10 protein-coding genes are annotated in these 12,410 nt (G+C 55.2%); 8 read left to right on the forward strand and 2 right to left on the reverse strand.

The window, feature by feature from the left end; all coding sequences use genetic code 11:
- Positions 1-43: 43 nt before the first annotated feature.
- A complete protein-coding gene (gene pgi, locus A1355_RS13730; RefSeq protein ID WP_064029058.1) occupies positions 44-1,684 on the reverse strand; it encodes a glucose-6-phosphate isomerase in 1,641 nt (546 codons plus the stop codon).
- Between the two features lie 289 nt (positions 1,685-1,973).
- Between pgi and A1355_RS13735 the strand changes: the two genes are divergently transcribed.
- From A1355_RS13735 to A1355_RS13750, 4 genes are all read left to right on the forward strand, one after another.
- Complete coding sequence (locus tag A1355_RS13735) at positions 1,974-2,567, forward strand: hypothetical protein (protein WP_064029060.1); 594 nt, start codon at positions 1,974-1,976, stop codon at positions 2,565-2,567.
- A gap of 127 nt (positions 2,568-2,694) precedes the next feature.
- A complete protein-coding gene (locus A1355_RS13740; RefSeq protein WP_064029062.1) occupies positions 2,695-3,603 on the forward strand; it encodes a cupredoxin domain-containing protein in 909 nt (302 codons plus the stop codon).
- 63 nt (positions 3,604-3,666) lie between these two features.
- A complete protein-coding gene (locus A1355_RS13745) occupies positions 3,667-4,089 on the forward strand; it encodes a YqaA family protein (protein WP_064029063.1) in 423 nt (140 codons plus the stop codon).
- 6 nt (positions 4,090-4,095) lie between these two features.
- Entirely contained in the window at positions 4,096-4,857 is a 762-nt protein-coding gene (locus A1355_RS13750; protein WP_064029065.1) for a hypothetical protein, read from the forward strand.
- Positions 4,858-4,886: 29 nt separating this feature from the next.
- Here A1355_RS13750 and A1355_RS13755 read toward each other — a convergent pair whose 3' ends face one another.
- The gene (locus A1355_RS13755) at positions 4,887-5,417 is read right to left on the reverse strand and encodes an MOSC domain-containing protein (protein ID WP_064029067.1); all 531 of its coding nucleotides are present in this window, start codon (positions 5,415-5,417) and stop codon (positions 4,887-4,889) included.
- Between the two features lie 284 nt (positions 5,418-5,701).
- On the opposite strand from A1355_RS13755, the gene A1355_RS13760 reads away from it, so the two are divergent.
- The 4 genes from A1355_RS13760 to A1355_RS26160 form a co-directional block, all read left to right on the forward strand.
- Positions 5,702-9,154: an FG-GAP-like repeat-containing protein gene (locus A1355_RS13760; protein ID WP_064029069.1), complete on the forward strand. Its 3,453-nt coding sequence runs from the start codon at positions 5,702-5,704 to the stop codon at positions 9,152-9,154.
- An 18-nt stretch (positions 9,155-9,172) separates the two neighbouring features.
- Positions 9,173-11,209 carry a cytochrome c family protein gene (locus tag A1355_RS13765; protein WP_082885542.1) on the forward strand — a complete coding sequence of 679 codons (2,037 nt, stop codon included), beginning with the start codon at positions 9,173-9,175 and terminating at the stop codon, positions 11,207-11,209.
- A 168-nt stretch (positions 11,210-11,377) separates the two neighbouring features.
- Entirely contained in the window at positions 11,378-12,028 is a 651-nt protein-coding gene (locus tag A1355_RS13770) for a hypothetical protein (protein WP_064029073.1), read from the forward strand.
- 194 nt (positions 12,029-12,222) lie between these two features.
- Positions 12,223-12,410, forward strand: a 188-nt coding sequence (locus A1355_RS26160; protein WP_231883668.1) for a hypothetical protein, incomplete at its 3' end; no start/stop codon positions are given.

Below are 12,410 nucleotides of genomic sequence, written 5' to 3' on the forward strand. Positions count from 1 at the left end.
GGTTGAGGATCTAAGGCTCGCCAGTTTGGCGAGCCTTTTTGTATCAAGCTTTCCGTAAGCGTTTGTAAGCGTTGATCAAACCATTGGTAGAAGAGTCGTGGTCGTCGATGACATCCTCATTCTTCAATTGCGGAAGAATGGCGCGAGCCAGCACTTTGCCGAGTTCCACGCCCATCTGGTCGAACGAATTGATGTTCCAGATCACGCCTTGCACAAAGATTTTGTGTTCGTAAAACGCGATCAGCATCCCTAGCGTTCTCGGCGTCAGCTTTTTGAATAAAAAGGCATTGGACGGTTTATTGCCTTCGAAAATTTTCGAGGCAATCAGCGCGTCGTCCAGATTAGGTTCGTGACTTAGATCGTTACGGACTTCGGCTTCGGTCTTGCCGCGCATTAGCGCTTCGGCCTGCGCCAGGAAATTGGAAATCAGGATGTCGTGATGATCCGGCAAATCGTACTGGCTCTGAGCCGCCGCCAAAAAGTCGCCGGGTATCAGTTTGGTGCCTTGGTGGATCAACTGAAAAAACGCATGCTGGCCGTTGGTGCCGGGCTGGCCCCAGATGATGGGGCCGGTGTTGTAATCGACTTTGTCGCCATTGACCGTCGCGCTCTTGCCGTTGCTTTCCATGTCGCCCTGCTGGAAATAGTCGGCGAAGTATTTTAGCGATTGCGCATACGGTAGGATTGCGTAGGTTTCGGCTTCGAAGAAGTTGTTATACCAAATCCCAAGTAGGCCCATGATGACCGGGATATTTTGCTGATAGGGCGCGGTACGAAAATGTTGGTCGGCCAAGTGCGCGCCCATCAACAGCTCCTCGAAGTTGTCCATCCCGATGTACAACGCGACCGACATGCCGATCACCGACCACAGCGAATAGCGGCCACCGACCCAGTCCCAGAATTCGTACATATTCCGCGGGTCGATGCCGAATTCCTTGACCTTTTCTTCGTTGGTGGAAATCGCAATGAAGTGTTTGGCCATGTGTCCGGGGTCGCGCGCGGTTTTGAGAAACCAGTTGCGCGCCGAACGTGCGTTGGTCATGGTTTCCTGGGTCGTGAAGGTTTTGGATGAAATCAAAAACAGGGTGGTTTCCGGGTTTAGCGGCGCCAGGGTTTCGACGATGTCGGTTTGATCGACATTCGAAACGAAGTGGGCTTTCAAGCCTTCCTTGCCGTAGGGGGTTAGCGCGGTATCGACCATTTTCGGCCCTAAATCGGAGCCACCGATACCGATATTGACGATGTCGGTAATCGCCTTGCCGGTATAGCCGGTCCAGGCGCCGGAACGGACTTGTTCGGTGAATACCCGCATGCGCGACAACACGGCGTTGATTTCGGGCATGACGTCCTCGCCCCGAAAATAAACCGGCGTGTTGCTGCGATTTCGTAGCGCGGTATGCAAGACAGCGCGTTTTTCCGTGGTATTAATGATGGAGCCGGAGAACATCGCCTCGGTTTTTTCCTTCAGCTTGGCGCGTTCCGCAAGCTGAATCAACAGCGGCAGCGTTTCCTCGGTGATGAGATTCTTGGAGTAATCAAACAGTAAATCATTGAAGGTCACCGAGAAGTTGTCGAAGCGATGTTTATCCTTGTCGAACGCATCCTTCATGCAAAATTTGCCGGCAATTTGTTGGTGGTGTTGTTTGACGGCTTTCCATTCGGCGGATTCGATTAGTTTGGACATATATTAGTGAGACAGGATGAGAGATTCTTTCAGCTGATCAGAACAGATCGGCGCAGTTTGGGAGAGAATTCATAACCCCATTATAAAGATTGTCTTTGATTGCTGACAAAAAAAATTGAACATAGCCGGTCGCCAACTATTGCCTTTCTTTGGATAGGGTGATGTGCTAGAGTTAGCGCCGGTTTAAGGCCGATTCGAGCGGATTTCTTGCACGGCGGCTTTAACGATATTCGTGCATAAGTGCATGAATCATAATAAAAAATGATATTAGAACACGGGAAGGGTGTATATGAGAAACTCACGCATAGTTAGAAAAGGCTTGCTGGTATTGTGGGGTCTGTTTTTTTCCTCCGCGCTTTGGGCGCACGGTGGCGCGGCCGGTACCGATACGGACCAATGTAAATTCGAGCTGGAGAAAGACCACTGGATCCACTACACAGCCTATCAGCCCCAAGCTTATCCCGCCGAAGAATTCTGCGGCAATATCCCCGATACTGCTACGTTGACTCAATTGGTATTTGACTATCAAGATCAACGCTATCGCGGTATGGCGGTGGAATTCGAAGTCACCAAGGAGCCGGAAGGCAAACGGGTGTTTTTCCAGGGCGCCGAGAAACACAAATCCGGTACCGTCGTTCTGTCGTTGCCGCAGGGCGTGCCCGAGCAAGGCAAATACCTGATTCATATCACGCTGCTGCAAGATAACGGCGAGCGTTTGGACGCGCACATGGGCTTTAAAGCCGGAGCAGGTCAACCGACTAGCAAAGGTAGCATGGGGTTGTACGCCTTGGTTTTGTTTGCCGGTCTGTACATTCTTTATCTGTCCAACGCCGGATTCAAACGTCAAATCGACGGATTGTTGGGTAAAGCCAAGGAGTTTTAAGGCTTGCGGTATCCGCCATTCCGTCGGTGCTACGCGGCGGAATGGCTTGGGCATTACACACGAGTATGCCCGCGTCGGAACAGTAGATGGACAGTATTAAGATTCGCCCCTCAGAGGTAAACCCGCCATGTTCGAAAAGAACAAACTCGCATTCCTAGCCCCGTTAATCTGCCTGCTCTCGCTATCCACGGCCCGCGCGGTCGAGATCGAGGATCACAACCAGATGATGAATCACGGCGACGGGCATCTGATGGACATGGAAGGCGCCATGGTGATGGGACAAAACACCGATACACTGCCCGGCGGCTGCGAAAAAATCGCCGCTACCAAAGAAATTACGGTTCGGGCTGGGCACAAGTATTCGGAGAAATTTCCTGGAACGATGTACGCGTTCGATCAGCAGGAGTTTCACTTCGAGCCTTGTACCAAACTCACCGTTCACTTCATCAATGAGGACCAAATTCGCCATCAATGGATGATGCACGGTCTGCCTAAGTATTTGTACCCGAAAGGCATGTTTCACCTGGAGGTCAGTGGTCCCGGTAAAGTGTCCGGCACTTTGATTTTGCCTCCCGGCGATAAAACCTATCTGGTGCATTGCGACATTGCCCAGCATATGGAAAAAGGCATGAAGGGCCAGTTGAAAGTCGGCAAGGGCAGTGAAGATTTGCCGAGTATTCCCGGCGTGACGCCAGCGGTGTTTCCGGACGATTACAGCGGAAAGGTTTACGATCCTAAAGTCGACGCTCCGGTGACGCCGGTTGCCGTCGCTCAGCCGCCGGCACAGCCTGCCGCGCCAGTCGCCGCGCCCGCTCCGGAGCCCGGCTTTATCTCCGGCGGCTCCGTGATCGGCTTGGCAATCGGTCTGGTATTGGCCCCCTGGCTGGTCAAGCGCTTTAAAGGCATGTCGGCCGGCGAAATCGTCGCGACGTTGATTGAGCAAGCCGCTCATTTAGTGAGTGTCGCGATAGAGTTTATCGCTAAATTGATCAAATTGGTCGGTGGCAAAAAAGCGATTCCGCTCCCCGATAAATAATTCGTTACTTATCAAGCCCCTGAAACTTGCGGTTTCAGGGGCTTTTTTGCGGGACAAAACACCATGCCGTTCGAATCCTGGGGCCTGATCGGTTTATTCGCCAGCGCCTTTATCTCCTCGACCGTCGCGCCGGGCGGATCCGAAGCGGTGCTGGCCTATTTGGTAAGCCGGCACGGCCACTCGGTGCTAGAGCTGGTAGCGATCGCGAGTGTCGGTAATACCCTGGGGGCGCTGACCACCTGGTGGCTAGGACAGTGGGGGGCGCAAAAATACCCGGCTGAATCCCTGGTCAAAGATCGGCAAAGATCGTTGCAAACGATCCGGCGCTGGGGGGCTTGGGCCTTGCTGCTTTCTTGGTTGCCTTTAATTGGCGATGGCCTGTGTTTTGCCGCCGGCTGGTTGAGGTTATCCTTTTTGGCCTCGCTGACCGCGATATTTTTCGGTAAAGTGCTGCGCTATATTGCCGTGGCTTACGTTTTCGTTTGATCGCCTATGAGTTTTTTCTCGCTCCCTCATTTTCCGTCGGTCGACTGTCAGGCTGAACACCGCTCGCGCGACTACCAGATCGCCGCGTTCACGTTCGTGACTACCACGATCTGTCTGACCACCGATGGCTTCGCGCCGCAATTCATGCAATATCTACTGGCGTTTTTCGGCTGGCTGTTTTTGTTTGCTTGGTTGCGCGGCGAATGTAAATACGTGCGGACCCAGGTTGCGGTCGCCGTGACGTTTGCGGTGATTGGCGAATATTTCGCGTCGGTCTACATGAAGGGCTACATCTACCGTTTCGGCAACGTACCGGCTTACGTGCCGGCCGGGCACGGTCTGGTCTACTTGACTGCCGTGGCTTTGGGGCGCTCCGGATTGTTTCAACGCCACGCTCGTCGGATCGCCGTGTTGGTGGTCGCTGCTTGCGGCGGTTGGGCGGCGGTCGGTCTGAGCGGCTTGGTACGGCTGGACATCATCGGCGCAGTGCTGTTTTTGGTGTTTTTAGCTTATCTGTTTAAAGGTCGCTCGCCGATGGTTTATCTCGGCGCGTTCTTTATTACCTCATGGCTGGAAATTGTCGGTACCGGCGCGGGCACCTGGGCTTGGGCCGAGATCGACCCGGCCTCGCATTTGCCCCAAGGTAATCCGCCCAGCGGCGTCGCGGCTTGGTATTGTCTGGTCGATGCGGTCGCGATTGCCGGCGCCGGGCCGGTACTGCAACTATTCGGCAAGACCGCGCAAGCCTTACAGCGGCAACGAGCTTGACGTCGTTGGGCGCGAACGGCTAGCCGAATTTATTGATTCGCCGATTCGGTCCGCACCTCGATCAAGTTAACCGAATCGCCGACGCGAATTTTGCCGCCCGTCAAGATCCGCGCCGTGACGCCGCCATGCCCTCGCAGCGCGTTATAACTCCCCATGCCCAACTCGGCCGCTATCTTTGAACAAGGATCGCAAGGACCGGTCACTTGCATGCGAACTTCCTCGCCTATCGCCCATTCCAACCAGACACCCGGAAACAGTGAGCGCATTCCGATCAGATTCACGCCGGACACCAGCAGATTTCGCCGCAAGCGAATCGGGTTCAATGTCGCAAGACCGCACCAGTTGGCAATGAGAGGCAAGTGTTCAGCTTGGAACAACGTCAATTCGCGCTTCGATGCCTGCCGGCGGGTAGCGCGGTGGTCGCCGAGCAAGCCTCGTCCCGGTTCGGCGATGGCCTCGCCGACCGATAGCGCCGGTTCCCGGCGCGACGGGCGTAAGATGATCGCTTCGATACGGCCCGTGGCGCTGAATTGCTGGCTGAGATCGCGGAGAGTCGTCATGGAGATCGGCACGGATAAATTGGATGGCATAAGCCCTTGGTATTGGGGTTTCGGTAACCGGCGAGTGGTTCAGTCAGCCGTCAAGCGTTTTTGATATTCCATCGTCTATTCGTCGGCGCTTCTGGTACAAGCGTCCGCGGACGGGTGAGTAACTTCATTTCTTTTTCGGTCCGGTTAGGTTAGATTTTATCGGTCTTTATCGGCCGGAGCGCTTAGGATGTTTCATTCGGTTGCGATAGTAGCGTCGAACCTCACCCCCATCTCCATCGACCGAGAGTTGCCCCATGCCAGTCCGCTCAGTTTTGACGCCGCTCGATGTATTTTTTACCGTTTTATTGGTGGCGTTGCTAGGCGCGGTGATCTTTTTGACGCCGGTCGACATACCGGATGGCTTTCCATTCCGGGCCGAGGCCATACCGACGTCTAAGTTGGTCAAGGCGGCGCATCCGTCGGCGGCGACGTTCGCCGATCGGACCTGGGAGTCGGGGTTAATGTTTTCCCATCAACAAGGCGACGAACATCTGGCCGGCATCGACGAGTCTTTAGGTTCGGGAGCGTGCGCGGCGGATTTTAATAACGACGGCTATGTGGACTTGTTTCTGGTGAACGGCTCCGGGCAAACCCGTTATTACGGCAAAGCGTATTGGTGGCAACAGGCCGAGGGTAATGCGCTTTTTTTGAATGAAGGCGGTCGTTTTAGAAATGCCACCGAAGAGAGCGGATTGGTCAGGACAATCTGGGGTATGGGCTGTTTGGCGGTTGATTTGGATAACGATGGCAACACCGATTTATTGGTGACCGGCAAAGACGGCAACCTGCTCTACCGCAATAGCGGCGCGGGGCGTTTCGTCGACGTGACGGCCGATGCCGGGTTTGCCGGCGACGGGTGGGCGACGTCGGCCGCGGCGGCCGACTTTAACCGCGACGGTCTGTTGGACCTCTACGTCGGCCAATTCGTCGATTTCGAGAAAGGTAAGAAAACCTTCGAAGCCAACAGCCAATTTGTCGGCGAAAAAAAAGGCGTGTTCGACGCCAGTCTGTATCCGGCGCTACCCAACCGTCTGTATTTGAACGACGGCGGCTTTAAATTCCGGGAAATCGCCGAGGCCGCGGGAGTTCGGGATGCCGACGGCCGCACCCTGGATGTGAGCTGGCAAGATTTGGATAGCGATGGTTGGCCGGATTTGTTGGTGAGTAACGATCGCGGCACCGGCTCTAACAGCGCTTATCTGAACCGGAGCGGTGAGCGGTTCGAAGCCGGCGGCCAAGCCTTGGGCTTGCGGTCGGCGTTGGGCAATCGCGGCATCGCCTCCGGTGACTTGGATGGCGATGGGCGTGGCGATCTGGCGGTGGCCAGCGCCGCCGGTGAAAATACGGTTGCGTTAATCCGCGAAACGACGTTGGAAGAGAGCGAGCATTTTAAAGATAAGGCCAAGGAAAATGGCATCGGCGCCAATCGCTATCTCAGTCTGTCCGGTTGGTCGCCGTTGATTCACGATTTCAATAACGATGGGTTTGACGACCTGCTTCTGGCCACCGGACATTTGGAGCCCGATCCCGACACCGCCCGGATCAGCCAAGGGCAAGCCAAACAACTTTGGCTAAACGACGGGAACGGTCAATTTGTAGACGCGGGTAGCGAAGCGGGTTTGGCTCTGAAAGACGCTCAGTCGGCGCGCGGCGCGGTGACCGCAGACTTCGACAACGATGGGGATATCGACGTCTACGTCAGTCATAACAACGATTTGGGCCAGTTTTTAGCGAACGAGTCGCCGCCTCGGCATTGGTTAGGCTTGAAATTGGTCGGCGAAAAATCCAACCGCGATGCGCTAGGTGCGGTTGTCCGTGTGTATGCGGCCGGACGAGTTCGAATCAAATCGGTGCTTAGCGGCGAAGGGTTTTTGTCCGATAGCGACAAGCGTTTGGTGTTTGGGTTGGGAGATACCGCTGCGGTCGAAAGATTGGAAATCGCGTGGCCGAGCGGCCTTCGCCAGACTCTGCGTCCAACTGCTATCGATCGGTATTGGTTGATACGCGAGGGGAGCGACGAACTCGTCGCATTGGGTGGATCGCAATCCGGTCCACCGGTGCGGCCGCAACTGAGATTGAAATTGGGCGCCGACCGTCCGGAACTGCGGATTCGCTATTTGCACCTGCTAGAGCGTCGCCAGTCCGAAGCCGATATTTGGCCGGAATTGACGGCCGGCGCGCTCGACCCGGAGCCAGCGGTGCGACGCGCGGCTATCGATATCGCGGCTCGAGCCGGCAATGGGCGGGGATTTGGCCTACTGATCCAGGCCCTGGAAGATTCCGAACCCGCCAATGCGGTCGCCGCGGTCGCCGGCCTGCGAAGTCTCGAAGACGAAGCGTCGGTGCGCTGGTTGCTCAGGGCGTTCTCGCGGGAGAGCGCCGAGGTCAAAATCGCACTCGCCGATACCTTTGCCTATTTCTTTCAGGAAGAAGAGGCGATGGTTTACCGCAAGTATTTGGCGGTGCCGTATTTGATTCGCCTGCTGGAGGACGCCGAGCCGAGCGTGCGCGTCGCCGCCTCGCGGGCCTTGGCGAATGCTGAACGCTTTCGGGGTGTGCATGCCTTGCTTGCCGGCTTGAGCGACAGTGATGCCTCTGTCCGGGCGGAATTCGTCCGCGCCTTGGGATTGATAAGGCAGACCGAGGCTAGTCCAAAACTGGCTAAGCTACTAACCGATGAAACGCAGGAATCACAGGTTGTCGCCAATGTGTTCGTAGCTTTGAAGCGATTGGGCGATACGGAAAATGCCGGCAGATTGTCGGATTACATTGGTGGACGTGGCGATTTCTCGGGCTTGGCGCAAGACAAGCGGTTGGCGACGCTCGAATGTTTGCTGGCGCTTGGCGACGAAGCGGCGGTATTTAATGCCGATGAAATCAATTCGTTGGTTCGAGAAAGTTTCGGGCGAACGAAGCCGACGGAAACCGCGTTGCGCGCGCGTTGGATTTCTATTTGGCGGTATGTGGCCGACCCGGCGGGTTCGGCTTGGTTGGTGGCTCAAACCCAGGCCGCCGAAGCGGATATCCGCGCAAGGGCTTTCTCGGCGCTATCGATTCAAAACCTGCGGGACAGCGAGTTGTTGCAACAAGCCTGGCGCGACCCGGACGAGTCGATTCGCCGATGGGCGCTCATCGAACTTTTGAAGCGAAAAAGCGACCTGGCGCGCGACGAGTACCAGTCGATTTTGAAGAATTCGGACTGGCGAGAAGTGGCTGTGGATGCCTGGATGGAGCAGGGTTTGCCCGGAGATTCGTCGCGCTTGCTAGAGGCGCTGTCGGCGGTGTTTCCAATGGCCGGCAAACCGGCGACATTGGCATCGGTTTGCGGCAGTCCCGACATGCGAATTCAAGCGCTTTGCCCGGTATTGTTGCTCGCCGATTCGAACGCCGAAAGCCGTCGGCTTGCTGGGCAATTGTTAGCAGACCGTTCGACGGCCTTATCCTTACGTCAGGCGGTGTTGGCGCGGTTGACGCCGGTCTTCGAGCCGGATGCGCTGAATGTCGTGTTTGCTCTGGCTCAGGCCAAAAAAGATCCGTTACGCCACGCGGCAATAGAGAAGTTGTTGACGTTTGATGGGGAATCGTTGGTCGCCTTTGCGCGGAAAATCGCCGACAATCCTAGCGAAGACCCTGAAATTCGATTCCTGGCCGTCGAGTTTTTACTGCGCAACGGTGATCAGGCTGCGCTGGACATACTGTACAGATAACACCACGCGGGGAAGCTTATGAACGTTTCGAATAGCCAAATGATCTCCGAGCGCCACTTCGCCCGGCCCTTGGTCGCCGTGACGGCCGTGTTGGCGTTGAGCGGATATATCAGTTGGTGCTGGCCTGGGTTCTCGGTAACCGAGCAATGGCTGTATTTGCTGCATACCTTGTTGGGCCTGGTGGTCGCGGCGTTGCTGGCGCCATATTTGATCTTGCATTTTCGGCGCACGATAGGTCTCAGACGCTCCTGGATTGCGTTTTCCGGCATCTTGACCGCGCTGCTGTTTTTGGCGCTTGCGCTGACCGGAGTTCAGATTGCTTGGCAAGGCCAGTCGGAAGCCGGACGCTGGATTTTCGAATCCCACGTAGGCTTGTCGGTCGGTGTGTTGCTAATGACGCTTGGACATGTGTCGTTTCATGCGGTGTCTTTGCCGGAACGCAGAAAAAGAAACGAACCTAGCCGATTTCCCTCGCTAATCGGCGGAATGACAAAGGCGGTCATCGGCTCGGTGGTTGTCGCGGCGATAGCGGTGCTGGTGGCTAGCGCGGCTTATCAATGGCGCACAAGCCCTTATCGGGACGCGCCGGCCGTCGAGCCTTATCTCTACAGCTACGGCGAACATCCTTTTCGGCCCAGTCAAACCGAGACCAGTACCGGCGGTTTTTTCGATCCCCGGCGGATAGGGGCTTCCGAGCGGTGTGCCAGTTGTCATCGCGAGATCGCGGAACAGTGGAAGGCATCGATTCATTCCCAGGCCGCTTCCGACAAAACCTACCAAACCAATATCAAGCTGCTTTCAGAGCGCAAAAACATGGAAGCCACCCGCTATTGCGAAGGCTGCCACGCGCCGGCGGCATTGTTGAGCGGACAACTAACCACGGGCGGTAAGCTTGATACGCCAGGCCATCTGCAGGAAGGCGTCAGTTGCATGACTTGTCATGGCATCGAGCGCATTGAGCATCTAAAGGGCGTCGCCAGTTATCGATTCGCTCCGCCCCAACCATATTTGTTCGACGGCGCCGAGCGAGCGCTGCCGGTGTTTTTGCATAATCTGCTGATTCGCTTGAAACCCGAGCAGCACAGGGCCGATTTGGCCAGAAATGTGTTGTCGACGCCGGAAATGTGCGCCACGTGCCACGCTCAATTTATGGATAAGGATTTTAATAACTGGGGCTGGGTGAAAATGCAGGACGATTACACGGCTTGGCTGAACGGACCGTATTCCGGCCAAACCCGACAGACTTTCGCTCATGCGCAACAACGCCGCTGTCAGGATTGCCATTTTCCGTTACAGCCGGGTAGCGACCCTTCCGCGAGTAGCAGCGGATTGATCAAGACCCATTTCAACGTCGGAGCCAACACGGCCATTCCCTGGGTGACTCGAAATCAGGCGCAACTTGAGCGAACGCGTCGATTTTTGACGGCCGATCAAGTCAGGATCACTATTGACAAGCCGAATCGTAGTGATGCCGTTGAAAGCGCCCGTCATGTCGATCCGGCCTTGATCGCGTCTTCAGAGGCGCCGGCGTATTGCTACTTGGGCGAAACCGTGACCTTGAAAGTCGCGGTAACTAATGCCCAAGTCGGTCATGCCTTTCCCGGTGGGACTACCGATATCAACGAAGCGTGGATACACTTTCTGGTTAAAGACGGTCAGGGCCGGACGGTCTACGAATCCGGACAATTGGATGCCGGCAACAATGTCGAACCGGCCGCGTATTTTTACCGCTCCATTCCAATCGATCGGATCGGCAACGCGGTTTGGCGCCACGACTTGTTCAACATGGTCGGCGACAGTTTCAAGCGCATCATCCCGCCGGGCGGTACCGATGTGACGAGCTATGCATTCAACGTGCCGGACGACATTAAAGGCCCCCTAACCATAACGGCCGGCGTCAATTACCGCAAATTGAATAACCGTTATGCGCGTTGGGCGTTGAAGGATGAGCAAGTCGAGCTGCCCATCGTGGAAATGGCTTCGACTTCGCTGGTTTTACCGGTACGGATTAAGCCGGAAGTGGCCAATAGCCGGGAATCGGCGTCAGGTGGATAAACAGATTTCGAGCTCGAAAGTTGTCGGACTTTTTTACAGTTTTTTCTATATGGTTATGTCTTTATCTGTCGATGAATAGGTAAGTCATTATTTTTATGGAAGAATATTATGAATGGAACGAAACTTGACTGCTGTTGGGTTCAACAAATTTATTCGGGATGTAGGACTATGCTGAAAACACGCCTATTCTTTTCAAACTTAATACTCGCGGCATTGAGTTCCGCCAACCCTGCGGTGGCCGGCACCATCGTGAATGGCAGTTTTGACAACGATCTGTCTGGCTGGACGGCATTGACCAGCGGAGGGAGCGCGCAATGGGAAGCCGGCGCCGCCGTTTTAGCGGGTGGACAAGGCGCAAATCCGTTCGCGGCCAGTCTGGTGCAAGGTGATGACGGTAGTTTTAGTTTTACTTCACCGATCATCCTTAGTGCCGGTAACGACTGGTTAAAGTTTGATGTCAGTTTCACTTCGCTAGGCGTTGATGCGCTGGAGACCCCAAGCGGATTTACCGACAATTTGACGCTTACCTTATATGACGCGGACGATATTACAGGCGCCAGCGATGCGTTGATCGCTTCAATCGATTCGACGACCGTTGGAGTGACCTCTATCGCTTTCGATCTGTCGGCGTTTATCGGTCGATCCGTCGCGTTTTCCTTCGAGTTTAACGACGAGAACGATGGTTTCGATTATTCGGCGGCCATAGACAACGTGCGTTTTGAAGCCAGTCCGGTACCCGTGCCGCCGTCGGTTTTATTCGAGGCCACAGCACTAGCCGGTTTCGCGGTTGCCTCTATCCGCCGCCGCAGAAACGCTTGATTTGATCTAGAAAGTTTGAATTGCCTCAGGTGTTGGCCGCTGATAGACTCGGCGGCCAATATTCGCGGGAAGTGTCGGAAGATTTTACGGATATAAATCTTCTCAGACGGCTAAGGTCGCGAATCGTAAACGACAAAGGTTCCCCTTGTAATGGGTGTCTAAGCGATCGATAAAAATTATAAAAGGAGTGAGGGATGTCACCGAGCCAGCGAGCGATCAAGTCGAAAGTGGAGCTTGATCCAAATACGCCGATTGTAAAGCCAGGTGAGAAGAGGACCGCAAATTCGGCGGTCTGGCTGTTGCTGCCTTTGCTCGTGCTGTCTTTTTTTACCAAAACCGCTTTGAGTGCTACGCCGACCAACTGGGAACCTGTCTCGACCAG

Source organism: Methylomonas koyamae (assembly GCF_001644025.1).
Lineage (GTDB): Bacteria > Pseudomonadota > Gammaproteobacteria > Methylococcales > Methylomonadaceae > Methylomonas > Methylomonas koyamae_A.